Source organism: Streptomyces sp. NBC_00984 (genome assembly GCF_045162475.1).
Lineage (GTDB): Bacteria > Actinomycetota > Actinomycetes > Streptomycetales > Streptomycetaceae > Streptomyces.
Window position 1 is genome coordinate 7,924,674 of sequence record NZ_CP108734.1, and the last position, 24,167, is coordinate 7,948,840.

Consider the following 24,167-nt stretch of genomic DNA (forward strand, 5'->3'; position numbering starts at 1 on the left):
GACCGATGCCGACCAACCGAAGGAACCGAAAAGTCCATGGGCTCCACCCTTGTCATCACCAATGACTTCCCGCCGCGCCAGGGCGGCATCGAGACCTTCGTGCACGCGATGGCCACCCGCGTCCCGGACGACGACGTGGTCGTCTACACCTCGCACGAGCCCGGTGACGCCGCCTACGACGCGAACCTGCCGTTCCCTGTCGTACGGGATCCGAGCCGCATGCTGCTGCCGACCGGCCGGGTGACCCGCAGGGCCGTCGAGATCGCCGGGGCCCACGGCTGCGACCGGGTCTGGTTCGGCGCCGCCGCCCCGCTGGCCCTGATGGCGCCGGCCCTGCGGCGCAGCGGCGTACGGCGCATCGTGGCGACCACCCACGGCCACGAGATCTGGTGGGCGAGAACACCCGGCGCGCGCGGGCTCATGCGCCGGATAGGCGGCGGCGTCGACGTGGTCACCTACCTGGGCCAGTACACGCGCGCCCGGATCGAGCCCGCGCTCGGCCCGCGTGCGCGCATGAGCCGACTGGTTCCCGGGGTCGACGCCGAGGTGTACCGGCCCCGCGCCGACGCCGGGCCCGACCCGCTCTCCGAACTCGCGCTGCACGGCAAGCGCGTCATCCTGTGCGTGGCCAGGCTCGTCCCCCGCAAGGGCCAGGACACCCTCATCCGGGCCCTGCCGCTGATCCGGAGCAGGGTGCCCGACGCCGTGCTGGTGGTGGTCGGCCAGGGGCCCGACGAGGCCCGGCTGCGCAAACTGGCGGCGCGGCACGCCGAGGGGGCCGTGCACTTCGCGGGCGGCGTCTCGCACACCGATACGCCGCCCTACTACGCCGCGGCGGACGTCTTCGCGATGCCCTGCCGCACCCGGCGCGCGGGTCTGGAGGCGGAGGGGCTCGGGATCGTGTTCCTGGAGGCGGCGGCGAGCGGTCTGCCGGTGGTCGTCGGCGACTCGGGCGGTGCTCCGGACACCGTCCTCGACGGCAGGACCGGCCGGGTCGTGGACGGCACCGACCCCGCGGCCGTCGCCGAGGCGCTGACCGGGATACTCCTCGACCCCGACCGGGCCGCGATGGGCGCCGCGGGCCGTGAGTGGGTCCGGGAGTCCTGGTCCTGGGACGCCTCGGCCCGCCACCTGACACACCTTCTGACCCCTGTCGAGCAGGCGCGGGTGCCCTTGCCGGGCGAGGAGTAGGGAGCCGCCGCGGGGTGGTGCGGCGCACCGGACGTGGTTCGGTGCGCCGCCGGTCCGTTGGCTTACTCATGGCGCAGCAGACCCGGCAATCACTGTGCCAATGGCTCAGTGATATTGGCCCGAGTTGAGCCATGAGCCGCAAGGATGTTGTGATGTACCCGTCGATGGCGCTGCGGATCTCCGCGGCGCCTTTTTCATGCCGGTGTGCAGGACCGGTGCGCGGAAGCGGGAGCAAGTGGTGCTGAAGAAGATGTTCGTTGCCCCGGACCCGGGCCGAACGAGGCTGCGCAGCGGTGTCCGGGCCGTCCTGGGCATCGGACTGGCCGTCGCGGCGTGCGGTCTGGCCGGCCACTCCCTCGTCGCGGCCGTCACCGGCGGCCTCGCCGCGCTGCTGGCCCTGTTCACGGTGCTGGACACCACGGTGCGGGGGCAGGCGATCACCACGGCCCTGTTGCCTGTCGCCGGTTTCCCCGTACTCGCCCTCGCCGCGGGACTGCACGACCACCCGGTGGCCCGGGACATGGCCTTCCTTGCGGTCATCGGCGCGGGTGTGTACGCCCGGCGGTGGGGGCCGCGCGGCCACTCGCTCGGCGTGTTCGCGTTCATGGCCTTCTTCACCACGCAGTTCCTCCACACCCTTCCCGGGCAGCTGCCCGAGCTGTACTCGGCGGTCGCCCTCTCCCTGCTCGTCTCGTCGGCCGTCCGCTTCGGGCTGTGGTGCTACGAGCGGCGGCAGCCCGCCGCGGTCGTCCCCGCCCCGGTCACCGGCACGGGGCTGGGCCGGGCCACCACGCGGCAGGCGATCCAGGCGACCGCGGGCGGAGCCCTCGCGCTGATGGCGGGACTCGTCCTCTCCGAGGAGCGCTGGTACTGGGCCGTGGGCGCCACATGGTGGGTCTTCGTGAACACCGCCTCGCGCGGCGAGACGCTGGTGCGCGGCTTCCGCCGGGTGCTGGGAACACTGGTCGGCGTCCCCATCGGGCTGGCCGTCGTCGTTCCGCTGCACGGAGCGCCCGTGCCCACCGCGGTCGTGGTCGCCGCCGGAGTCTTCGGGATCTTCTACACCGCGGCGGTCTCCCACACCTGGATGGTGTTCTCGGTGACCGTGATGGCCGGGGCGCTCTACGGACTCCTCGGCGTGCTGGACCCCGCCCTGCTCGTGCTGCGTCTCACGGAGACGGGTGCGGGCGCGCTCGGCGCGATGCTCGCGGTGCTGCTCGTGCTGCCGGTCACCACGCACGCCACGACCGACGCGTGGATCCAGCGGGCCCTGCGCTGTGTGCATGCCTGTACCGCGGAAGCCGCCGCACGGCTCTCGGGATCGCCGACCGCCGATCCCGCACCCCGGATCGCCGAGCTGGAGGCGCTGCTCGGCCGGGTGCGGATGTCCCTGGCCCCGCTGGTGCACCCGCTCAGCCCGCTGCGCGCCCGCAAGGCCCGTGCCGGTCAGGTCCTCGCCCTGCTGGACGCCTGCGCGCGCGAGGTGCGCGGACTGGCCTCCGTCGCGGCGGACCCGGAGGCATCCCACGACGCCCGCCTCGCCGCCGCCTGCTGGCGGGTCGAGGCATCCGTGGAGGCCCTGACGGCCCCCGACCCGCGGCACCGGGCGGGCGTACCCGGTGTCCCGCCGCACGCGGTCGCGGCCGAGCCCGCGCTCGCCCATCTGCACGGCCTGGAGCGGGCACTGGCCGAACTCGCCGCACCGCTGCACAGCGATCCGCGCGCCCCGCTGATCACTGTGTGAGGCGCCCGCGCGGGCGGGCCCGGCAGCAGAGGCACTGGTCTGGACCTGGCGGGTGACTGCTACCGTCGCCCCGGAAGATCACGTCGGTACGGACCGTCGTGATCAGTCGGCGGAGAGGGGCAATGCGGTGACTGGCAGTGCGGTGGGCAGCGACGACGGCGCGGTGCGGGCATTCATCGGGTCGTTCACCTCGGCGGGCGGACGGGGAATCACCGTCGCCGCCGTGGACCAGGAGACCGGGGCGCTGACCGTCCTCGGCACCACGGACACGGTTCCCGACCCCTCGTATCTCGCCCTGGGCCATGGACCGGGGCCGGGCGGCGGCGCGCTCTACGCGGTCAGCGAGACCGAGCACGGTGCGGCGGCCGCCCTGGACATCACCGGTGACGTGCCGCAGCCGGTCGGCGGGATCCGGCCGGTGGACGGCAGCGGCCCGACCCATCTCGCACTCGCGGGCGGTCATCTGCTCACCGCCAACTACGACTCGGGCAGCGTCAGCGTCCTGCCCGTGCGGGCGGACGGTTCGCTCGGCCCGGTCGCCTCCGTGCTCCAGCACGAGGGCAGCGGTCCGAATGCCGACCGGCAGCGGGCCCCGCACGCCCACCAGGTGCTGCCGGATCCCTCGGGGAACTGGGTGCTCGGCGTGGACCTCGGAACGGACTCCGTACGGATCTGCGCGCTCGACACGACGACCGGAACACTGAAGCTGCACGGTGAGACGGCCCTGCGGCCTGGTACGGGCCCGCGCCATCTGGCGTTCCACCCCGCAGGCGGCCACGCGTACGTCCTGAACGAACTCGAACCGACCGTCACCACATGCAGGTGGAATGCCGCCGCAGGCGTCCTGGAACCGGTCGGGGAGACGTCCGTCCTGCCCGCGGAACCGGCGGAGGACAGTGACGCGGCGACCTACCCCTCCGAGGTCGTCGTCTCGCACGACGGACGGTTCCTCTGGACCGCCAACCGGGGGCACGACAGCATCTCGGTTCTCGCCCTCGACGCGACCGGCGAGAAGGCGACCCTGGTCACGACCGTGGACTGCGGCGGGCACTGGCCGCGCGATCTCGCACTCGACCCCACCGGCCGCCGGCTGTACGCGGCCAACGAGCGGTCCGGCGACGTCACCTGGTTCGACATCGACCCGGCGACCGGCATCCCGCGTCGCGCGGGCTCGCTGGACGCACCTGCCGCGTCCTGCGTGATCTTCGCCTGACTTCGTACCGCGCACAGCACGATCGCCGTACGGGCCCGGTGGGCCGGGCCCGTACGGCGATGGTGGACTGCCGGGCACACCCGGCACCGGTCAGTGCGCCTGGGCACCCTGCGGCGCGACCGGAGTGATCCCGAGCGTCGTCATGTACATCGACAGCACGAGCTTGCCGATCGCCGGGTACGCGCCGAGCGGCTCGGCCGTCGCGCAGCCCGCCTCCTTCGCGGCGGCGTCCAGCAGCCCCTCGGCCACCTCCGGGCCGACGAGGTACGGAGCCAACGCGAGCTGCGCCGAGCCGGAGCTCGTGAGCTGCTCGGCGATCGACGCGACGGAACCCTCGACGTCGAGCGCCGCGGCCATCACCGGTACCGCGAGCCGGGCGGCCAGCAGCATGCCGGTGATCCCGGCGGCCTGCACGGCCTCGTCGCCCCCCACCGTGGCCAGCACGATGCCGTCGGCGGCCGTGGCCACCGTGAAGAGCCTGGCCCGGTCGGCGCGGGCGAGACCGGCCTCGGAGAGCCGTACGTGCAGCGCCTCGGCGAGCAGCGGGTGCGGGCCGAGCACATCGGTCAGCTCGACCTGCGTACCGCTGTCCATCACGGCCTGCCGTATCCGCCGGATCAGGGCACTGTCCGGTCCCGCGAGCAGCGGCACGACGACGGCGGACGGCCCTTCGGGCTCGGCGACCTCACGGCCCACGGCCCGTGCCTGCTCGAAGCGCGCGACGCGCTCGGCGGCGCAGTGGGTGAGCACGGCGGAGAGCGTGGGGTACTCGGTATCGTCGCCGTCGAGGTAGCCGATCCGGGCGTTGAGGCCGGGCAGCTCGGAACGGGCGATGCTGATCACCTCTTCGGCCAGGCTGCGCGTGGCCGAAGAGGGGGTACCGGGAAGGGCGAGAACGAGCGCTGCCGCGCCCTCGGGTGCGACCACGGGCTCCGGGCGGCGGTGCCGTCCGGACTGGCGAGGTCGCGGCATTCGTACAGGCAGGCCGGAAGCGGGCCCAGTGGGGGTGCTCATGGCGCCGCATGCTACTGGTTTTGGGTGCGGCTCTGTTCGGGGAGGGCCCAGGCAGGCGTTATCTGTCCGCTTTTATCCGATCAGCGGCTTACTGGTCGACTGTCCCGCTCTGTCGCCGGCTACTCGGGCTTCTGCTCAGGCCCTTCACCAGGCACCCGGAGCAGCGTCGGGTGGCGGGGCAGCCGCAGATCCCCGGCCGCCAGCGCCTGGGCGATGGACAGTGCACCGGTCAACGGATCACCCGAACCGGGGACCGCCCGTGCGTGCGGAAGCAGTCGGGACAGCTCCTCGCGCAGCGGTACGAGCAGCGGATCGCCCATCCGGAACAGGCCACCCGTCAGCGCCACTTCGCACGGCTCGCCGTCGGCCCCCGCCTTCGGGCACACCGCAGCGGCCGCCTCCGCGACATGTACCGCGGCCTCGCGCAGAATCCCCGCGGCGACCGGATCGTGCGCGGCGCACGCGGCAACCTCGGGTGCGAACGAGGCCAGTACGGCGGGCCGGTCGGTACGCGGATAGAGCAGGCCGGGCAGCTCCGGCGCCGGCCCGAACACCGCCTCCAGCCGGGACAGCAGAGCGGCGGATCCGCCGCGCCGCCCGTCATGGGCGCGCATGGCCGCATCGAGCCCGGCCCGGCCGATCCAGGCTCCGCCACCGCTGTCACCCAGCAGATGCCCCCAGCCGTCGGCCCGGCGCCAGCTGGTCAGATCCGTACCCAGCGCGATCATGCCCGTGCCGGCCGCGACGACCGCCCCCGGGCGCTGACCGACCGCCCCCGCGTACGCGGTCACCGCGTCGGCGGCCAGAGCCAGCCGCCGCACCCCGAGCGCGCCCTCCAGGGCCGACGGGAGCTCCGCGCGCAGCTGCCCGCCGAGGGTCGCCATTCCGGCGGCGCCGATCGCCACGGCGTCGATTCCCGAGCCGTCCTCCCCGCCGTGCTGCTCCAGCAGCGTGCGGGCGGCGGGCAGCAGTTGTTCCAGCAGATGGCCCGCGTCGATCCCGGCCGGTCCGGTGCGCACCGGACCGCCGCAGACCGTCGTCGCCACCGGGGCGGACCCGCCGACGGTGCCCAGCGCCACGCGCAGCCCCGAACCCCCCGAGTCCACGCCGAGCACATACGGCCCAGGTGCGGCGGCGGTGCTTTCCGGTGATCGCCGCGGTGCGCTCATGGGCCGGCTCCAGGGAGGAAGAGGAATGACGGCGGCAGCCTATCCCCAGTACCGCGGGCCGGGTTCGGGGGAGTGCGGGTTCGGGGGTCGGAGGCGGTCCGTGTACGCCGGTAGAGTGACGTTCCGTGGCACCACGACCGTTGAATGAAGTAGTCGAGCCCGGCTGGGCCGAGGCACTCGCCCCCGTGGCCGGACGCATCGCAGCGATGGGCGATTTCCTGCGCGCGGAGGTGGCGGCGGGACGCACCTACCTGCCGGCCGGAGCGAACGTTCTGCGCGCGTTCCAGCAGCCCTTCGACGACGTACGCGTCCTGATCGTCGGTCAGGACCCCTACCCGACGCCCGGAATGGCGATGGGGCTGAGCTTCTCCGTGGCCCCCGAAGTGCCTCAGGTACCCGGCAGCCTGGAGAACATCTTCCGGGAACTGCACACGGACCTGGGGCTTCCGCGTCCGTCGAACGGCGATCTGACGCCCTGGACGCGACAGGGCGTACTCCTGCTGAACAGGGCTCTCACCACGGCGCCCCGCAAACCGGGCGCGCACCGCGGCAAGGGCTGGGAGGAAGTCACCGAACAGGCCATCCGCGCCCTGGCCGCCCGCGGCAAGCCGCTGATGTCCGTGCTGTGGGGGCGTGACGCCCGCAACCTGCGGCCGTTCCTCGACGGCTTCCCGGCGATCGAGTCCGCGCACCCCTCGCCCATGTCGGCGGACCGCGGCTTCTTCGGCTCGCGCCCGTTCAGCCGCACCAACGAACTCCTGCTGCGCCAGGGGGCCCAGGAAGTCGACTGGCGGCTGCCGTAGCGCCCCTGCCCGGCATCGCGCCGGACCGGGGCGCACGCCTCGCCGACCCCGGAGTGGCACCGGCTCCTTCGCGGGGCCGGTGCCACGTCCTCAGGTCACGCGCGGCACGTCACGCGTCATGACGCGTCGCGCACCGTGCCGGTGAACACCGGTCCCTCGTGCGGTTCCCAGGATTCGTCGTAGGTGATCATCCGCATCCGCAGAGATTCCTCCGGCTCCTCGACTCCGTCACCGACCGTGGGCACGGTCACCTCGGCACTCAGCTTGCCGGCGGGCACGGTGGTCGGCAGATACGGCGTCTCCACCACCTTGGACAGCGGTCGGGCCGGGCTCGGCGACTCACCGAACGTGTCCTGCAGCCACTGCCCGTCGACGTCCAGGGTGGACAGCTCCGCCCCGTGGTCGACCGGCAGGATGTCGAAACCGACGGAGTCCATGTCGACATCGGCGACCGCGGAGAGCGAGACCCGCCAGCGCAGGCTCTGCCCCTCGGTGACATGGTCCGCGACCGGCTTCACCTCGACCGTGGGCATCGGGTCGTCGTTCCGCACGGTCAGACCGCCGAGGTGGGAGCCGACGACGGCGCCGCGAACCGCCTTGACGAACACGCTGTGCGTGACGTCGTAGCCGAAGCGGGTGTTGCCCCGCACCTCGACCGGCACATCGATGGCATGGCTGCCCGGACGCACCGTCACCGTCCGGTAGTCGGCCTCGTCCTTGTCCGGCTCGGCGACGAACAGCCGGACCCGGCCGCTACCGTGCCCGGAGACCCGCACCGGGATGCGATAGGTCCGGACCCCGGAGTCGCCTTCCTCGACGGTCAGATGGCCGATGTCCACTCGCGGCAGCGAGGCCGCCCGAACCGGCGGCGTACCGGGGCGCCAGCCCCACGCGTCGACCAGCCAGGCCTGCCCCGGCCCACTGCGCGGAGTCAGTTCCAGGGACTTCACCCGCTTCAGGTCCACCTTGCTCCGTACGGCGGCGGAGAGCGGCACGCGGATCTCGCGCCCCCAGTAGGACGCGGTCCGGTCGCTGCCCGGTAGCCCGTCGATCCGGGCCGTGCCGAGTGTCGCCCGTCGGCCCTCGGTATCGGTGAGGGCGATGTCCAGCCGGGTGCCGGTGGTGTCGGGCGGCACGATCAGCCGGAGTGCCAGCGATTCGGAACCCGCCACGGAGACCGGACGGGCGGGACGGATCCTCACCGCGCTACCCGGCTTCGACCAGCGCATCGCGACCGCGTAGCGGCCGGGCTCCCGCGGCGTGTCCCACATGGCGAAGTGCGGGGAGACGGCGGTCCCTTCGGGCGGCAGACAGGCGCGGCCCGGATCGGGATCCACCTGCGCGCACACCCGGCCGCCGCTCACGGCCACCGAGGTGTCCGGCAGGAACGCGGGCGTCCGCTTCCCGCCGACCGCGTGGGTGAGCACGCGTGCCGGGCCGGCCGAGGGCGCGCGCCGGTCCGAGCCGTCCAGCAGCGGCCGTACGCGGTCGTCACCCGCGACGAACAGCCGGGCCGCCGCGGCGATGTACGTGGCCCCGGCGGCCTGTTGCCGGGTGGCGCCGAGCCGGGCCTTCTTGCCCGGAGTGCACACCGGGTCCGGGGTGCCGTCGTCCCAGAAGTCGTCCTCGGCGGGTGCCTCGGCCTGTCCCGGCGTCCACTCACTGTTGAAGAAGTTGTGGTTGGCGCCGACCATGTAGACCGCGCTGTGCAGTGCGGCGCCGCTGCTGACGCCGCGGGTGCCGTCGACATAGATCTGGCCCTGGAGATCGGACACGTCGCCGTCGCAGCCCGGCAGGATGGTCATGGACGGCACATCGGGAACGGGGTTCTGCCCGAAGACGGTGGGACCGATCAGGACGGTGCCGCGAATGCGCCAGCGCACCGGGCCCCGGTAGCCGTCCTGGTCCGCCGGCGGCCGGTAGAGGCTGTCGAGCGCGGCCCGGTTGACGCCTTCCCCGCCTCGGGAGTGGCCGACGAGCAGCACCTTGGACATGTCGGCAGGCGGTGCGGCGCGCACGGCCGCGGGTGCCCCGGCCCGGTCGGCGGCCCAGCCGGCCCAACGGGCCAGATGCAGCCGCACCAGGGACGAGCGAGCCTGGGCGCCGCCGTCGTCGGCACTGTCGTCCTGCCCGTTTATCCCGTTGGCCGAGATGGAGACGGTGACGTAGCCCTGCGAGGCCAGGAGCTTCTGGTCACGCAGATAGCCTCGATGGCTCGGCACCGGCCGTGTGCCCGCCTCGCAGGGCCAGGACATGCCCTGGTCGCCCTTGGCGTTGAAGCACGTGTAGTGACGGCCGTGCAGGAACAGTGCGAGTGGCCGGCGTCCCGGTGCGCCGACCGGTGACACCACCGCGGCGCGCATCTCCACCGGAGCGGTGAAGCCGGGCAACCGCACCGACTTCAGTGCGTACTCGCCGCTGACGGTCCGGTACTTGCCCGGTACGCCGGGGTCGACGGGATTCGCGGGCAGAGGAGCTGCCGGCTGCGCCGCCTCGGCGGCCCGCCGGGCGTCCGGGGCCCGCCGGGCTCCGGAGGCGTCGAGACGGCGTCCGCCCGCCAGTGCCTTGAGGCCCGTCACGCGTCCGATGTCCGCGCCGTCGAGCCTCAGCCGGAAGGCCCGCCGGTCCCGCGTGGCCACCGGCCGGCCCAGGAGCTTGTCCCCGGCGTAGAACTCGACACGGGCATCGCCCATGGGTACCGGGTCGGGCGAGGCCCAGACGAGCTGCTTCCCGGTTCCCGTACCGGTGACCCGCCAGCCCGCCGGGAGCCGGTCGTCCGATCCTCCCCGGGATATGGAGGACGACGTGGGGGATATGGAATCGGTGGAACGCTGCGTGTGTGCCGGTTGCGGCGACGCGCGCGCCAACTCCGGCCATCCAACGGTCAGGGTGAGTACCGCCAGTGCGGCGGTAACCGTGCGCGAGACACGGGTCAAGGTGGTCCTCCTGGTCATCGGCCTTCTCGAACACCCCAGAGATTCCTGGGGCCCCCGTTCCCGAAGGACGGAGAGTGAAGCCCAGGGGTTGCCTCAGCCCGCGTCGCAGTGCGCGGAACTGATGCTTCGGGGCGATGAGTTGGGCCGATGACCGAACGGAACGAGCCATGGGCCGGCACACGGCCGGCCGTTGTTCAGGCGCCGATCACCGCCGCCCGCACGCACAGGACATCCGGAAGATGCGAGGCGAGCTGCTGCCAGTTGTCCCCGTCGTCCGCGCTGGCGTACACCTCGCCGTTGCGATTGCCGAAGTAGACACCCGCCGGGTCCGCGTCGTCCGTACAGAGCGCGTCGCGCAGCACCGTGCCGTAGTGCATCTCCTCGGGCAGGCCCGTCGACAGCGGCTCCCAGGTGCTGCCCGCGTCACCGGTACGGAACACCCGGCAGCGGTGCTCGGCGGGCACCCGGTCGGCATCGGCATTGATCGGGAAGATGTACGCGGTGTCCGCGCGGTGCGGGTGCGCGGCCGCGGCGAAACCGAAGTCGGACGGCAGTCCCTGCCCGATGTCGGTCCAGTTGTCCCCGGAGTCGTCGCTCCGGAACACTCCCCAGTGGTTCTGGAGATAGAGCCGGTCGGGATCGACCGCGTCCCTCGCCACCTTGTGGACGCACTGACCGAACTCCGGATCCGGGTCGGGGAGGAAGACCGCGGACACCCCTCTGTTCGACGGAGCCCAGCTCGCACCGCCGTCCTTGGTGCGGAACACCCCGGCCGTGGAGACCGCGACGGTCACGGCGCGGGCATCCCTCGGGTCCGTCAGGATGGTGTGCAGCCCCTCACCGCCCCCGCCGGGCACCCATTTCGAACGCGTCGGGTGCTCCCACAGCGGGCGGACCAGCTCGAAGGACTCCCCGCCGTCCTCGGAACGGAACAGCGCGGCGGGCTCGGTGCCCGCGTACACGACACCGGGCGCCTCGGGGCCGGCCGGATGCAGCTGCCAGACCCGCTCCAGCGATGTCTCGGTGAACCGGGGGAACTTCACCGCTGGTTGTTCTGGTTCGGCCCAGGTCCGGCCCAGGTCGTCCGAGTGGAAGACCGACGGGCCCCAGTGCGCGCTGTCACCGCCGACCAGGATTCGTGGAACCTGCCTGCGGGTGTCGATGGCGATCGAATAGATCGCCTGCGCCTTGAAATACGGGCCGTCGAACTCCCACGCGCCACCGCGCCCGCGGCCGATGAAGAGTCCCTTGCGGGTGCCCACGGTGAGCAGTACGTCGGTCATGACCGAACCTCCCGAAACGCCGTTGTGTCGGATAAGGGCCAGTCTGCACCCGACCACTGACAGCGGCCCGCAGGGCAGCCTCCTGACACCCGGGCCCTGTTGCGTACGCGGTCTTCGCGGGTACGGTGCAGCAGACGTAGAAAGCGCTTGCCGAACTTCATGGCGTCCCCGCGCGAACCCCGCGCGGGCCTCATGGCAGAGAGACCGAGGAGCAGCTGTGCCGACCTTCGAAGGGCTGCCCGGCGCCGTCGCCGTGTCCCACCTGCGGGTATACGACTGGCCCACCGCGGACGGCCTGCGCGGCGGGACACCCCATCTCCACCTCACCTGTTCCGAGGGGTACGTGGTGGTCGGGGGCACGGGCTCGGTGCAGACCCTCACCACGTCGGGATTCCGGCAGACGCCACTGGCGCCGGGTGCGCTGGTGTGGTTCACGCCGGGCACGATCCACCGGCTCGTCAACGAGGACGGGCTGCGCATCGTCGTCCTCATGGAGAACAGCGGGCTGCCGGAGGCGGGCGACGCCGTGCTCACCCTGCCGCCGGACCACCTGGCCGACCCCGAGGCCTATCGGGCGGCGGTCGCCCTGCCCGCGGACGGCTCGGAGGCGGATCAGGAACGGGCCGCCCGCGCCCGCCGCGATCTCGCCGTCGAGGGCTTTCTCGCCCTGCGCCGGGCCACCGAAGCGGGCGACCCCGGGCCGCTCGCCGCATTCCACCGGGCCGCGGCCGCACTCGTGCGCCCGAGAGCCGAGGAGTGGCGTGGGCGCTGGCAGCGGGGGGCCGCTGCTGCCTCCGAGGTGACCGGCGCCCAGCTCGACGCCGTGGCACGCGGCGACGGCGACTACCTCGCCGACGCCTGCGTGCACGCCGAACAGCCCTCCGCGCACAGGAAGTTCGGCATGTGCGGCCGTCTGGACGTCTACCGGGGCTGACCGGCTCCAGCGGCGTCACGAGCGGTGCCGGCGATGGTGATATCGGCAGCGTCGAAGGCGGCGGAACGGGTCAGGACCCGGGTGGTGCTGCCGTCCTCCTCCATCATGTCCCGGACCTGCCGGAAACCGATCCGGCCCAGCAGCGCCAGTGACGCGGCGTTCCCGGGGGCCACCGTGGCATGCACCTCGGTGAGCCCGAGCGTGTCGAAGCCGTACCCGGTCAGTGCCCGCGCGATCTCGGTGCCGAACCCCTGCCCCCACGCGGCGGCGACCAGTGCGTAGACGATCTCGTGCCCGCCGACGTCCGGGGACGGCTTGATCTCCGCGTGGCCGACGAACCGGCCTTCGTGCCGAACCGCCCAGACATCGAAGAGGCCCTGTGCGTACACCTTGCTGAAGATCCGCCCGAACAGGGCGCGGTCCTCGGCCTCCGTCATGGGGCCTTCCCCCATCCAACGGGAGACCCGGGTGTCCTGGAACAGCGCGACGAATTCCTCCTCGTCGTCGGGCGTGTACGGCTCCAGGCGCAGTCGTGCGGTGTGCAGGGCAAGGGCTGTCATGGCGGACGACGCTACGCAGGGCCCGGACGGTCCGCAACGCAATACCCACGGCCCCCGAGGCCGCCGTCGCCGGGCCGCGGCGCCCGCGTCGTCAGTGGCGGCCAGCACCCTCGGCGCTCTGATCGAACGCCCATCGCTGCGAACTCCGCCGACCGGCAAGGTCGTTCGCGCTCCGGCCCGGCTCCCGCACGACCTGGGCCGGCCCGAGCCGAAGCGCCTGTCCACATGTGTCCGGCACAAGGTGACGCACCGGCAGACAGGCGAGGCACTGGCCCCGGAACAGCGCATCTCGTGATGAGGGGGGAGGGTGAGGTCGTCGTGGTGCCGGACCGTGTCGGTCCGAGCGATCAGGTTGCGAACTCGCCGTGCAAGCCCGACTGTTCGCCGGATTTGGTTGACTGGAGCCCATGACCTCCTTCGTGTTCGAGACTGTCACTCCCGATGAGTTCGCCTACCTCGACCGGGTCGCCGCGACCGATCTGGGCCGGTCCTACAAGAGGCACGTGCTCGACGAACTCGGCATCCGTCCGGGCGAGACGGCGCTCGACCTCGGCTGCGGCCCCGGCACCGACCTCGGTGCGCTCGCCGAGGCTGTCACCGGGACGGGCACGGTGATCGGCATCGACCACGACCAGGCCGCGGTCGATGCCGCAAGGGATCGCGCCGCGGAGCGGAGCAACGTGACCGTTCGGCTCGGCGACCTCCACGATCTGCCGCTGCCGGACCACACCGCCGACCGGGCCCGCACCGACCGGGTTCTCCAGCACGTCGCCGATCCTGTCCGAGCGCTCCGCGAGGCCCGGCGTGTGCTCCGGCCGGGCGGGCGGCTCGTCATGGCCGAACCGGACTGGGGAACCTTGACGGTCGACCATCCGGACAGCGGCCTGACGCGCGCCTATACCCAGTACGTCACGGACGAAGCCGTCCGCAACGCCCGCATCGGCAGCCAGCTCGCCCGACTGGCGACGGACGCGGGATTCACCGTGCCCATGGTCGTCCCGGTCAGCCCCGTTTTCCGGGATGTCCGGGCCGCCGACGGGATTCTCGGTCTGGAGCGCACCGCGCGTCGAGCCGTCGGCGCCGGATACTTCACCGAGGAAGCGGCACGACGCTGGCTGGACCACCTCACCGATGGTCCCTTCCTGGCAGTCGTGACCTTCTACATCGTCGTGGCCGAGTCGTAGGGCGCGTTCCGGAAGTGGCGCCGTCCGCCCGGAAAGCCCCAGGCTGTACGGGGCCGATGAAACCGAGCGGGTGCCGACGAGCTGTACTGGACCGATGAATCGGCCGGCGAAGGGAAGAGTGGAGCGATGACGAGCGGGATCGAGGACGCCGAGGGGCGCGGAGCGGCCCTGGAGGTGAACTCCGTCGGAGCGCGGGTCGGGATCAGGGCCGTGGCGCCGTCGGGTGCGCTGTCGCTGATCTGCACCCCCGCCCGCGCCCGGGAGCTGGCGGCGGCGCTCACCTTCGCGGCGGACGAGGCCGACAGCGCGCGATCGGCGCAGCCCGTCACTGTCAAGGCGGGCGAGCTGCGCCGAGGGGACGTGCGGGACGGCGACCGGGCCATGACGGTGGACGACATCAAGGTCGACGGGGCCACCGTCCACGTCACCTGGAAGTCCGGCGCCGGGCGCAGCTGGACCCAGGGCTATGACACGGACGCGGACATCACGCTCCGGCGGCGCGCCGGAAGTCACTGACCCCGCCGGCGCTGTCGGCCCCGTCCCGCCGGTCCCAGGGGCGTGAGTCCGGCCGGTCGGCCCGATTCCGACGACGGGTCGAATCCGTCCCGGCCCGAGTCCTTGTACGAGAGGCATCGTAATTTGACGGGTGTCGTAGTACGGGATGTATCGTACTAGCGATTCTTCCGTACCCGTCGAAACGGAGTCCGACGTGAGTGCCCTCTTCGAGCCCTACACCCTGCGGTCGCTCGTCATTCCCAACCGGGTCTGGATGGCGCCCATGTGCCAGTACAGCGCCGCGCCGGAGGGCCCGGACGCGGGCGTCGCGACCGACTGGCACTTCGCCCACCTCGCGGCGCGCGCCATAGGGGGAACCGGGCTCATCCTCACCGAGGCGACGGCCGTCAGCCCCGAGGGCCGGATCAGCCCCGCCGACCTCGGCATCTGGAACGACATCCAGGTCGCCGCGCTCCGCAGGATCACGGACTTCATCAAGGGGCAGGGGTCCGTCCCCGGCATCCAGCTCGCGCACGCCGGGCGCAAGGGCTCCACGGCGGCTCCCTGGCTGGGCGGCCATCCGGTCGGGCCGGAGGCGTACGGCTGGACGCCCGTCGCTCCCAGTCCGCTGCCGTTCGACGACGGTCACCCCGTGCCGCACGAGCTGACCACGGATGAGATCCAGGGTGTCGTCGAGCAGTTCCGCGAGGCCGCGCGCCGCGCTCTCGAAGCGGGGTTCGAGGTGGCCGAGGTGCACGGCGCCCACGGTTACCTCATCGGGCAGTTCCTCTCTCCGCACAGCAACCGGCGCACCGACGAGTACGGCGGCAGTTTCGAGAACCGTGTCCGCCTTGCTCTGCAGGTCGTCGACGCAGTGCGTGAGGTCTGGCCGGAAGGGCTGCCCATTTTCTTCCGGATCTCCGCGACGGACTGGCTCACGGAGAACGACGAGGACGAGCGGGAGGGCTGGACGGTCGAGGAGACCGTGCGGCTGGCCGTCCGGCTCCAGGCTCACGGGGTCGACCTGCTGGATGTCTCCAGTGGCGGAAACGCCCCGCGTGCCCGTATCGGGACCGGGCCGGGGTACCAGGTTCCCTTTGCCGAGCGGGTCAGGGCCGAGACCTCGCTGCCTGTCGCGGCGGTGGGTCTGATCACCGAGCCGCAGCAGGCCGAGAAGATCCTCACCGAGGGGCGGGCGGACGCCGTTCTCCTCGGGCGCGAGCTGCTGCGCAGCCCGTCGTGGGCCCAGGAGGCGGCCCGTGAACTCGGCGGTGAACTCCGCAAGCCGGAGCAGTATCTCCGCGCGGTCTGACGACTCGGACCATCACCTGTGCCGCACCGGCCCGGCCGGTCCCCACGGCGCGCAGCGTCACGGGGCTCCGGGCTGGTGCGGCCCGTCCATCCCCTCATGCGCCCGATCGTCTCAGACCTGGGAGGCCGGGGTGTCGGCACGCCGCTCCTCCCGAGCGCCGCCGACCGCCCGCAGGGCGGGGGCAGCACGATCGGCGCTCCGGCCGTCGGCGCCACCCGTCCGCACAACGATCCCGGCAGCAGGAGCGAGGCGGAAGGTGCCTGCGGCCTTGCTCCATAAGGGAGTTCGACATTCCGCAAGGTGGGTTCGGCGCCTCGCGGAAACAACTCGACGACGTCTTGCCGCTCGTGTCACACCGCCTATATAGCGTTGTAAACCGAGCCGCCATGCCCCCACCGCACGCCGGCGAGCGTGCCGTCCTCCCGCCAAGAAGCGTCCCGCGCATGCTGATCCAGCGCCGAACCCGTACCCTCGCCCTGGCCTGCCTCCTCGCCGCTACCGCCACGCTGGCCGCCTCCGGCTGCTCCAAGTCGGAGACCCCGGACGACGCGGGCGGGGACAGCAGGCTGCCTCCATGCCCATGCCCATGCCCGGCGCGGCGGTCCACGATCCCGCCCGCCGGCTGGTAGTGGATATTGACGGTGGACCAGCCGACGGTGGTCGTCGAGCAGTAGACCGAGGCGGTGCCGGTGTCCGTGGGCGAGGGCGAGAGATTCGGGCCGGTGCCGGCGCACGGGTCGCTGCGGGCCACGACCCCGTCCCTGACGGTGATATTGCCGGTGCCCAACGCGTAGTTCTTTCCGGCGTTGTTGTCCCAGGTGCCCGAGCCGTTGTTGAACGTTGCGGCCAGTCCGGACGCGCTGCCCGGACAGACGGTCTCACCCGGTCGGAGCAGGCGGCCTCCATCCGCACTGCGGGCGCGGTCGTCCACGAGCCGCCGTCGGGCGCGTAATGCAGGTCGTACGCCGACCAGTTCCTGGTCTTCGTGTAGTAGAAGACCGTCGCGTGGGGAGGGCCACGGCCGGGGCCGCGGCAGCCGGAGAACCCTGACGCGCCTCGGGGTTCGGGCGAGCAGCCCATTTCGATGGGCAAGATCTGCCGGAACTTTGCTGCAATCTCTTGCGGTGGCGAAGTTATCTGGACATGACAGGTGCGTAGGAGGTACGGCGCGGGCAGTGCCGTGGATACTGGGAATGGCGGACTGTGCAACGGGGTTGGGACGTTCATGACCTACTTTGTTGACGTGACCGTCCGGGGCTACGAGCTCGACACGCAGGGACATTTGAACCAGGCCGTCTATTTGCAGTACGCGGAGCACGCACGCTGGGAACTCCTGCGCGCCGCCGGCCTGCCGCAGGACAAGCTGCTGGCCAGCGGCGTCGGGCCGGTCGCGCTGGAGACGACGGTGAAGTTCCTGCGGGAACTCCGCGGCGGCGACCGGGTGCGGGTGACCTGCCGGTTCGTGTACGGCGAGGGGAAGACGTTCATGGTCTCGCAGCAGATCCTCAAGGAGGACGGCACCGTCGCCGCCGAGGTCACGGGCGTGGCGGGGATGCTCGACCTGACGGCCCGCAAGCTGATCGCCGATCCGGCCGGTCATCTCGCCTCGCTCGCCGACAACCCGGAGCTGCTGAGCCAGTGACGGACGGCCGCCGGTCGGTCCGGTCGGATCTCCTCGATCCCGATGTGCGTGCGGTGGTGGCGAGGGGCATCGGCCTCGTCGGGTCGAGCAGGGCCACGGCGAAGTCACCGTAGGAGTTCCGGGCGGCCGGGCCGACCGCGGCCGTGGTCGGCCCGGCCGGAGCGTGCCCTCTCGTGGCCGAAGTTTCCGGCCGGGCTGACGGCCGGCCAGTCCAGCGCGCCGGCCGCGGTACGCAGCACCGCGGTACGGACCGACCCCGCTCGGCCGGAGCCTGCTCGGCCTGCTGGACACGGCGCGCGGCTGGGCGGAGGTCACATGGATGAGCTCATCGAAGCCCGCGAGGCGGCATCACGTACGGACCGCACGGGCCGAGACGGGACAGTCCCACTGTCCGGTGCGTGTCGAAGTACCAGTCGACCTGCGAGTGCCAGTCGAACTACGATGGGTCTCGTATTATGGGAGACCGGAACGATCCCGGTCGTGGAACCGGAACAAGCCCAGGAAGTGGAGCCGTCGTGACCCCCGCCAGCGCCCCCGCCGCAAGCGCCGCCGAGGCCGGTGGCCGCGTGCTCGACCATCCCGTGCGGGACGAGATCCGCATCGAAGCGGTACTCCACGCGCTCTCCGACCCGATGCGACTGCGCATCGTCCGCGAGCTGGCCGCGGCCGAGTCCGAACTCACCTGCTCGCGTTTCGATCTGCCGGTGTCCAAATCCACATCCACGCACCACTTCCGGGTGCTGCGCGAGAGCGGGATCGTCCAGCAGATCTACCGTGGCACCGCCAAGATGAACGGCTTGCGACGGGACGACCTGGAGGCGCTGTTCCCCGGGCTGCTCGACCGTGTCCTCGACGCGGCGAACCGCCAGGTCCAGCGCATCGGCGAGGACCGATAGCCTCACGATCCGTCCCGGCCGCCACCTCGCGCGGCGCTCAGCAGCCCCGCCCAGTCCGGGATCTTCACCCGCTCCCGGCCCAGCGACCGGCCCAGTTCCGCCTCCGCCCGCTCGATGGACAGCCAGCCCTCCCACTCCACCGGCCGCAGCCCCCATGCCCGCAGCGCCGCCACCGGATCGGGTGCCGACGTGCGCCGCGCGAGCAGCGGGGCGTCGTCGAGCAGCGAAGCCACGGTCTCCTTCGCGCACGACCGGTTCGAGCCGATCACCCCGGTCGGCCCCCGCTTGATCCACCCGGCGACGTACTCCCCGGGCGACGGCACCCCGTCCCGCAGCACCCGCCCCGCCAGATGCGGCACTGTTCCGCGTACCGGGTCGAAGGGCAGGCCGGGCAGCGGAATCCCGCGGTAGCCGACCGCCCGCAGCACGAGCTGGGCGTCGATGTCCTCGTACGTACCGGCGTCGCGCACGCCCCCGCTGCCGTCCGGCACGGTACGGGCGAACCGCACCCCGGCCACCCGGCCGTCCCGCTCCAGCAGCTCGACGGGACGCAGAAAGAACCGCAGGTGGATGGTGCGCACCGGATGCCCGCCGGTGCCCGCCCCTTCGGCGTCGGCCGCGGCCCAGCCGCGCAGGACCTCCACGTTGCGCCGCGCCGCCGCCGTCGGGGGCGGCGCGTTCGGAGGCGAGGACAGGGCAGGGGCCCGGGGGGACGGATCGGCGTACGCCGGATCGCGGGCGAGCTCCGCTTCGTCCACCACGACCCGGACCCGGGGCAGACCGCCCAGCTCGCGCAGTTCCTTGGTGGTGAACCTGGCCTGTGACGGTCCGCGTCTGCCCGCCATGTGGACCTCGCGCACCCGGCTGCCGGCCAGCGCCCCGAGCGCACCGTGCGGCACATCGGTGGGGCGCAGCTCCCGCGCGCCCCGCGAGAGGATCCGTGCCACGTCCACCGCCACGTTGCCGACCCCGATCACCACGACCGAACGGGCCCGGAGCGCGAAGCCGTCGGCGGCCGCGTCGGGGTGCGCGCTGTACCAGGAGACGAACTCGGTGGCGGAACAGCTGCCGGGCAGATCCTCGCCGGGGACGGCGAGAGCGCGGTCGGTCGCGGCCCCGACGCAGTAGACCACCGCGTCGTAGAGCTCGCCGAGCCGCTCGGGCGGAATCCCGCCGCCGCCCACCTCGACATTCCCGAGGAAGGTGATCCGCTCGTGTTCCAGAACGGTCCGCAGGCTGTTCTGCAGCGACTTGATCTTCTCGTGGTCCGGGGCGACGCCGTACCGCACCAGGCCGTACGGGCAGGGAAGCCGGTCCAGCACATGGACCCGGACGTCGGGGACCCGGTCCTGCGCGATCAGGGCCTGGGCGGTGTAGACCCCGCTCGGACCGGAGCCGACGACGGCGACACGGAGCACGGTGCACCTCTTCCCGGAGGATCTCTCCAGCATGGCACCGGTGGGCGGAACGGGGGAGAGGCGCGCCCGGAGCCTCGTCAGGACGACATCGTGCGCATTCTGTTGATCTCCACCGTCTGCTGGGCGACGACGTCCCCGGCCATCTCCTCGATCTGCACGTTGTTTCCTTCCGCGAGCACCTCGGTCGCCATCGTGATCGCTCCCTGGTGGTGGGTGATCATCAACTTCAGGAAGAGCTTGTCGAAGGCCGCGCCGTCCGCCGTGCGCAACCGCTTCAGCTGTGCGGGGGTCGCCATCCCGGGCATCGCCGAGTGATCGTGGGCGGATGTGCGCCCCTCACCGTCGTTGTGCACGAGCCACCCTTCCATGGCGCCGATCTCCGGCTTCTGGCTTGCGGTGATGCGCTCGGTGAGCCGCTTGACCGAGGAGGATCCGGAGCGGGACGGGACGAGTGCGGTCAACTCAAGGGCCTGGGCGTGGTGTTGGATCATCATCTGCGCATAGCGGTAGTCGGCAGAGTTGGGGGTGCCGTCCCCGGCGGCCTTCGCGGCCTCCTCGGCGGAAAGAGTCCGTGCGGGCTCACCCGGCTTTCCGGGCGCCACCACCGAAGGGCCCCCGCCGGCCTGCGCCTTCGTACGGCTTTCGCCGTCTCCCGCATCACACGCGGAGAGGGTGAGGGCGGCGCACACGGCTGCCGCGACGAGAACGGATTTGCGTACACACATGGTCTGACGGCGGATCAACAAGTGGACCTCCATGGCCATATGGGTGGCTGTCGACCGTGCTGAGGGCTGTCCCACAATCCCTGGTCGATCACGGGACAGCCCTCAGCGCGCTTCCGCACGGCAGTGGTCGGACACTTTCATCACGTCTCTGTTGCCATCTGTTGGGATCACCATGGGAAGGACGATACTGCCGAGGACCGTGAACCGTTCAACTACGTTCGGATACATGGGAGGACGCAGTGATTTCGTTGCACACGAGCCCGGTGCGGCGCAGACACCTGGGTGTGGCGGCGGCCGCCGCCGGCCTGCTGGCCACTCTGCTGATGGCCGGACCCGCGACCGCGACGCCCGACCCCGGTGACACGGGCGCGGCCCGAACCGATGTCTCCGCCGCCCAGCAGGCCGAAGCCACGGCCGCCATCAACAGCGGCGAAGTACCCGGGGTGGACGAGATCGTCCACAGCGGCAACATCACCCATCTGGCCAACGTTCCGAAGGACGCGCTCAAGGGCATCAACACGGACCTGGCCTTCCAGGGGAAGTACGCCTTCGCCGGAAACTACGACGGCTTCCGGATCTTCGACATCAGCAACCCCAGGTCCCCGAAGACGGTCGCACAGGTCCTCTGCCCCGGCTCGCAGAACGACATCTCGGTCTCGGGCAACCTGCTCTTCCTGTCCACCGACTCCTCGCGCAGCGACAACTCCTGCACCAGCACCACCCAGCCCGCCACGGAGAAGTCATCCTGGGAGGGCATGAAGGTCTTCGACATCAGCGACAAGCGCAACCCGAAGTACGTCGCCGCCGTCGAGACCGCGTGCGGATCGCACACCCACACACTGGTCCCCGAGCGCAAGAACGTGTACGTGTACGTCTCCTCGTACTCGCCGAGCGCGACGTTCCCCGACTGCCAGCCGCCGCACGACGGCATCTCCGTCATCAAGGTGCCGCGCAACGCGCCCGAGAAGGCCGCTGTCGTGAACTTCCCGGTGCTCTTCCCGGACGGCGGCAACCCGGGTGCTCCGGACAACCCCGGCGTCTCCAGGACCACCGGGTGCCACGACATCACCGTGCTGCCCTCGAAGGACCTGGCCGCCGGTGCCTGCATGGGTGACGGCCTGCTGTTCTCCATCAAGGACCCGGAGAACCCGAAGATCATCGACCGGGTGCAGGACAACGTGAACTTCGCGTTCTGGCACTCGGCGACGTTCAACCAGACGACGGACAAGGTCGTCTTCACCGATGAGCTCGGCGGCGGTGGCGCGGCCACCTGCAACGAGGAGATCGGCCCGAAGCGCGGTGCCAACGGCATCTACGACATCGTCGGCAGGGGCGACCACCGCAAGCTGGTCTTCCGCAGCTACTTCAAGATCGACCGCCCGCAGGCCGACACCGAGGTCTGCGTCGCCCACAACGGTTCGATCATCCCGGTCAAGGGTCGCGACCTGATGGTCCAGGCCTGGTACCAGGGCGGGGTGTCGGTGTGGGACTTCACGGACTCGTCGAAGCCGAAGGAGATCGGATACTTCGAGCGCGGCCCGGTCAGCACCGACGCCGTCACCACGGCCGGCCCCTGGTCGGCGTACTACTACAACGGCTACATCTACTCCAACGACATCGCCAAGGGCTTCGACGTCCTGAAGCTCGACGACCGGCGGACCGACCCGGCGAAGCGGGTGCGGCTGGACGAGCTCAATGTGCAGACGCAGCCGGACTACTTCGACCGCTGACCGGCCGGATCCTCCACCCGGCCGACAACGGCCGGCGCCACCGAGCACCGCAGGCGTCCCGCAGGGCGGTTCCCCCGCCCTGCGGGACGCCGCGGCGTGTCTCACCCGGCGTGCTCGGGCCGTCGCGGCGCGACCGGAGTGCGGGAGCCCGAGGAACAGAACCGGCGGAGGGGAGCCGGGTCAGGCGGCGGACCTGGCGCTGCCGCCCGTCACCGCGGCCCACTCCACCAGCAGCCGCTGGTACTGCTCCTCGTCCTCCGGGGACAGGCAGCCGCCCGAGCGCTGCCACAGGTCGCGGATCTCTTTGTTCACCACGGCGGCGGTGCGCGTGGAATCGGAGGAGCGCGGAGAACGGGACATGGATACAGGCTAAGGCCCCGATGTGACAATCAGACCCATTGGGCGTCAGGGACATCTCTCACATGTCTGTCAGGCAACGCCCGGCACCAGTCCGAGCGTCCGCAGCCCGTCGGGCCGCTCCGACACCGGCAGATGGTGCACGAACCGTACGTCACAGCCCAGTGCCGCGGCCCCGCCGTCCGCGTGCCGGTCGTCGCCGACCATCACCACATCCGCCGGATCCACCCCGAGAAATGTGCAGGCCGTGTGGAAGAGACGTGTGTCCGGCTTCTGGACGCCGTGCTCGTACGACAGGACGTAGGCGTCGACCGGGGCGTCCAGGCCGTGCGCCCGGAAGACCGGCCGCAGGTCCCAGCCGATGTTGCTGACCACGCCGATCCGGACGCCGCTGTCGTGCAGCGCGCCCAGCACCTCCGCCGCGTCCGGGTACGGCCGCCAGGCGGCGGGTGACCGGTGCCGCTCGTACAGCGCGTCGTACAGTCCGGGATCCGGCAGGTCCACCTGCCGGGCCAGTCCGGTGTAGGCCTCCCGGTGCAGTTCCGCGCTCTCGTCACGGGTGGCCCACGCGGCGGTGAGCCGGGCGGGGACGTGCTGGGGAAGCGGGCCGCCCGGCAGCGCCCCGGCGGCCTCCAGCTCGCTCGCGTACCGCTCGAAGTCGGCCTCGCTCACCGTCACCCCCCGCTCGGCGAGGACCGCGCGCAACCAGGACCGGACCGATTCGATACGGAAGAGAGTCCCGGAGAAGTCGAAGAGCACACCCTTGATCTGCATGGCTGAGATCCTCCCCGGTGCGGGGCGGCGCGACAAGGCCGACCGGTTCCCTCCAGGGGGAATGGGGCGGGTTCAGGAACCGCGGGGCGGGCGTGGCCCGCCGCGCCGCTCGTAACGGGCGAATCCGGCGATCGAGAAGCCGACCAGGGCCGCCCCCAGCAGCCAGCCGCCCAGTACGTCGCTCAACCAGTGCACACCCAGGTAGAGCCGTGTCAGGCCCACTCCGACGACCGAGACGCACGCCACGACCAGCGCCGTCCGCCACAGCCGGGGCCCGGCGCCGTACCGGCGCAGCAACCAGAGCAGCAGACCGCAGCTCACCATCGCCGTCATCGCGTGACCGGAGGGGAACGCCGCGTAATGCGCGGAGTCCACCGGGTCGGGCCACCTTGGCCGCGCCCGGCCGACCGCGGACTTCAGCCCCTGCTGCACCAGCGTGCCCAGCACGCACGTCGCCGCCACCCACACCGCGAGCAGCCGTGCCCCGCGCCACCACAGCACCACCACGGCCACCGCGATCAGGGCGCGCATGGTCCACGGATCCCATGCCCAGTCGGTCAGGATCCGGTTGGCGTGAACCAGGCCGGGCTCGGCCACCGCCCTGCGGTGCAGGGCGTCCGCGACGGAACGGTCCAGAGTCATCAGCGGTGACCAGCGCACGGCGACGAGGACCAGCACGATCAGTGCGAGAAACGTGCAGACCGCACCCGTTCCGAAAGGCGTGACACGGGAACGGGAACGGGCCGGCGGGGAGAGCTGCGGGGACGGCATGGGGCGATCTTCGCGG

21 protein-coding genes and 2 pseudogenes are annotated in these 24,167 nt (G+C 71.8%); 12 read left to right on the forward strand and 11 right to left on the reverse strand.

The genetic code is table 11. The features are described 5' to 3' along the window. The first annotated feature begins 36 nt into the window (after positions 1-36). The 3 genes from OG520_RS35315 (at position 37) to OG520_RS35325 (ending at position 4,148) form a co-directional block, all read left to right on the forward strand. Complete coding sequence (locus tag OG520_RS35315; RefSeq protein ID WP_399331860.1) at positions 37-1,191, forward strand: glycosyltransferase family 4 protein; 1,155 nt, start codon at positions 37-39, stop codon at positions 1,189-1,191. A 238-nt stretch (positions 1,192-1,429) separates the two neighbouring features. Then, positions 1,430-2,935, forward strand: coding sequence for an FUSC family protein (locus OG520_RS35320; RefSeq protein WP_406015812.1), 1,506 nt, complete (start codon positions 1,430-1,432; stop codon positions 2,933-2,935). A 142-nt stretch (positions 2,936-3,077) separates the two neighbouring features. After that, a complete protein-coding gene (locus OG520_RS35325; RefSeq protein ID WP_399331924.1) occupies positions 3,078-4,148 on the forward strand; it encodes a lactonase family protein in 1,071 nt (356 codons plus the stop codon). A gap of 90 nt (positions 4,149-4,238) precedes the next feature. Here OG520_RS35325 and OG520_RS35330 read toward each other — a convergent pair whose 3' ends face one another. After that, positions 4,239-5,162 (reverse strand): sirohydrochlorin chelatase, encoded by a 924-nt coding sequence (locus OG520_RS35330; protein WP_406015813.1) that lies wholly within the window; start codon positions 5,160-5,162, stop codon positions 4,239-4,241. 119 nt (positions 5,163-5,281) lie between these two features. Next, positions 5,282-6,331, reverse strand: a complete 1,050-nt coding sequence (locus OG520_RS35335; RefSeq protein WP_399331866.1) for an N-acetylglucosamine kinase — start codon at positions 6,329-6,331, stop codon at positions 5,282-5,284. 125 nt (positions 6,332-6,456) lie between these two features. Between OG520_RS35335 and OG520_RS35340 the strand changes: the two genes are divergently transcribed. Then, the gene (locus tag OG520_RS35340) at positions 6,457-7,134 is read left to right on the forward strand and encodes a uracil-DNA glycosylase (protein WP_406015814.1); all 678 of its coding nucleotides are present in this window, start codon (positions 6,457-6,459) and stop codon (positions 7,132-7,134) included. Between the two features lie 116 nt (positions 7,135-7,250). On the opposite strand, the gene OG520_RS35345 is transcribed toward OG520_RS35340, so the two are convergent. Further along, positions 7,251-10,070: a hypothetical protein gene (locus OG520_RS35345; RefSeq protein ID WP_406015815.1), complete on the reverse strand. Its 2,820-nt coding sequence runs from the start codon at positions 10,068-10,070 to the stop codon at positions 7,251-7,253. Positions 10,071-10,264: 194 nt separating this feature from the next. Then, positions 10,265-11,353 (reverse strand): WD40/YVTN/BNR-like repeat-containing protein, encoded by a 1,089-nt coding sequence (locus OG520_RS35350; RefSeq protein WP_406015816.1) that lies wholly within the window; start codon positions 11,351-11,353, stop codon positions 10,265-10,267. A 217-nt stretch (positions 11,354-11,570) separates the two neighbouring features. On the opposite strand from OG520_RS35350, the gene OG520_RS35355 reads away from it, so the two are divergent. Continuing rightward, positions 11,571-12,287 carry a cupin domain-containing protein gene (locus OG520_RS35355; protein ID WP_406015817.1) on the forward strand — a complete coding sequence of 239 codons (717 nt, stop codon included), beginning with the start codon at positions 11,571-11,573 and terminating at the stop codon, positions 12,285-12,287. Here OG520_RS35355 and OG520_RS35360 read toward each other — a convergent pair. Next, positions 12,275-12,847, reverse strand: a complete 573-nt coding sequence (locus OG520_RS35360) for a GNAT family N-acetyltransferase (RefSeq protein WP_406015818.1) — start codon at positions 12,845-12,847, stop codon at positions 12,275-12,277. The two genes, OG520_RS35355 and OG520_RS35360, sit on opposite strands and share 13 nt — an antisense overlap. A gap of 407 nt (positions 12,848-13,254) precedes the next feature. Here OG520_RS35360 and OG520_RS35365 point away from each other — a divergent pair, with 407 nt between their 5' ends. The 4 genes and pseudogenes from OG520_RS35365 to OG520_RS35380 all read left to right on the forward strand — a co-directional run. Then, positions 13,255-14,031: a methyltransferase domain-containing protein gene (locus OG520_RS35365; RefSeq protein ID WP_399331876.1), complete on the forward strand. Its 777-nt coding sequence runs from the start codon at positions 13,255-13,257 to the stop codon at positions 14,029-14,031. 126 nt (positions 14,032-14,157) lie between these two features. Continuing rightward, positions 14,158-14,547 (forward strand): hypothetical protein, encoded by a 390-nt coding sequence (locus tag OG520_RS35370; protein WP_406015819.1) that lies wholly within the window; start codon positions 14,158-14,160, stop codon positions 14,545-14,547. Positions 14,548-14,740: 193 nt separating this feature from the next. Next, positions 14,741-15,838 carry an NADH:flavin oxidoreductase/NADH oxidase gene (locus OG520_RS35375; RefSeq protein WP_406015820.1) on the forward strand — a complete coding sequence of 366 codons (1,098 nt, stop codon included), beginning with the start codon at positions 14,741-14,743 and terminating at the stop codon, positions 15,836-15,838. 443 nt (positions 15,839-16,281) lie between these two features. Further along, positions 16,282-16,401 (forward strand): annotated as a pseudogene (locus tag OG520_RS35380) (LacI family transcriptional regulator); the annotation flags it as partial. Here the strand turns inward: OG520_RS35380 and OG520_RS35385 are convergent. Further along, positions 16,400-16,918 (reverse strand): annotated as a pseudogene (locus tag OG520_RS35385) (carbohydrate binding domain-containing protein); the annotation flags it as partial. The pseudogenes OG520_RS35380 and OG520_RS35385 sit on opposite strands and share 2 nt — an antisense overlap. Before the next feature lie 145 nt (positions 16,919-17,063). Here OG520_RS35385 and OG520_RS35390 point away from each other — a divergent pair. Then, entirely contained in the window at positions 17,064-17,480 is a 417-nt protein-coding gene (locus OG520_RS35390) for an acyl-CoA thioesterase (protein ID WP_406015821.1), read from the forward strand. Positions 17,481-17,995: 515 nt separating this feature from the next. Then, positions 17,996-18,376, forward strand: a complete 381-nt coding sequence (locus OG520_RS35395; protein ID WP_406015822.1) for an ArsR/SmtB family transcription factor — start codon at positions 17,996-17,998, stop codon at positions 18,374-18,376. A gap of 2 nt (positions 18,377-18,378) precedes the next feature. Here the strand turns inward: OG520_RS35395 and OG520_RS35400 are convergent, their stop codons facing one another. Both OG520_RS35400 and OG520_RS35405 read right to left on the reverse strand, forming a co-directional pair. Continuing rightward, positions 18,379-19,794 (reverse strand): FAD-dependent oxidoreductase, encoded by a 1,416-nt coding sequence (locus OG520_RS35400; RefSeq protein WP_406015823.1) that lies wholly within the window; start codon positions 19,792-19,794, stop codon positions 18,379-18,381. A gap of 77 nt (positions 19,795-19,871) precedes the next feature. Next, positions 19,872-20,558 carry a DUF305 domain-containing protein gene (locus tag OG520_RS35405; protein WP_406015824.1) on the reverse strand — a complete coding sequence of 229 codons (687 nt, stop codon included), beginning with the start codon at positions 20,556-20,558 and terminating at the stop codon, positions 19,872-19,874. A 200-nt stretch (positions 20,559-20,758) separates the two neighbouring features. On the opposite strand from OG520_RS35405, the gene OG520_RS35410 reads away from it, so the two are divergent. Continuing rightward, entirely contained in the window at positions 20,759-22,249 is a 1,491-nt protein-coding gene (locus OG520_RS35410) for an LVIVD repeat-containing protein (protein ID WP_406015825.1), read from the forward strand. 180 nt (positions 22,250-22,429) lie between these two features. Here OG520_RS35410 and OG520_RS35415 read toward each other — a convergent pair whose 3' ends face one another. The 3 genes from OG520_RS35415 to OG520_RS35425 form a co-directional block, all read right to left on the reverse strand. After that, the gene (locus tag OG520_RS35415) at positions 22,430-22,609 is read right to left on the reverse strand and encodes a hypothetical protein (protein ID WP_399331892.1); all 180 of its coding nucleotides are present in this window, start codon (positions 22,607-22,609) and stop codon (positions 22,430-22,432) included. A 69-nt stretch (positions 22,610-22,678) separates the two neighbouring features. Beyond that, positions 22,679-23,380 (reverse strand): HAD family hydrolase, encoded by a 702-nt coding sequence (locus OG520_RS35420; protein ID WP_406015826.1) that lies wholly within the window; start codon positions 23,378-23,380, stop codon positions 22,679-22,681. Between the two features lie 72 nt (positions 23,381-23,452). Further along, entirely contained in the window at positions 23,453-24,151 is a 699-nt protein-coding gene (locus OG520_RS35425) for a phosphatase PAP2 family protein (RefSeq protein WP_399331896.1), read from the reverse strand. Positions 24,152-24,167: the final 16 nt, after the last annotated feature.

Bases quoted from the DNA above. Each gene is read 5' to 3' on its own strand.
- OG520_RS35420 (WP_406015826.1), bottom strand. From the start codon at position 23,380: ATGCAGATCAAGGGTGTGCTCTTCGACTTCTCCGGGACTCTCTTCCGT.
- OG520_RS35335 (WP_399331866.1), bottom strand. From the start codon at position 6,331: ATGAGCGCACCGCGGCGATCACCGGAAAGCACCGCCGCCGCACCTGGG.
- OG520_RS35425 (WP_399331896.1), bottom strand. From the start codon at position 24,151: ATGCCGTCCCCGCAGCTCTCCCCGCCGGCCCGTTCCCGTTCCCGTGTC.
- OG520_RS35350 (WP_406015816.1), bottom strand. From the start codon at position 11,353: ATGACCGACGTACTGCTCACCGTGGGCACCCGCAAGGGACTCTTCATC.
- OG520_RS35370 (WP_406015819.1), top strand. From the start codon at position 14,158: ATGACGAGCGGGATCGAGGACGCCGAGGGGCGCGGAGCGGCCCTGGAG.
- OG520_RS35365 (WP_399331876.1), top strand. From the start codon at position 13,255: ATGACCTCCTTCGTGTTCGAGACTGTCACTCCCGATGAGTTCGCCTAC.
- OG520_RS35315 (WP_399331860.1), top strand. From the start codon at position 37: ATGGGCTCCACCCTTGTCATCACCAATGACTTCCCGCCGCGCCAGGGC.
- OG520_RS35330 (WP_406015813.1), bottom strand. From the start codon at position 5,162: ATGAGCACCCCCACTGGGCCCGCTTCCGGCCTGCCTGTACGAATGCCG.
- OG520_RS35360 (WP_406015818.1), bottom strand. From the start codon at position 12,847: ATGACAGCCCTTGCCCTGCACACCGCACGACTGCGCCTGGAGCCGTAC.
- OG520_RS35415 (WP_399331892.1), bottom strand. From the start codon at position 22,609: ATGTCCCGTTCTCCGCGCTCCTCCGATTCCACGCGCACCGCCGCCGTG.
- OG520_RS35405 (WP_406015824.1), bottom strand. From the start codon at position 20,558: ATGGCCATGGAGGTCCACTTGTTGATCCGCCGTCAGACCATGTGTGTA.
- OG520_RS35390 (WP_406015821.1), top strand. From the start codon at position 17,064: ATGACCTACTTTGTTGACGTGACCGTCCGGGGCTACGAGCTCGACACG.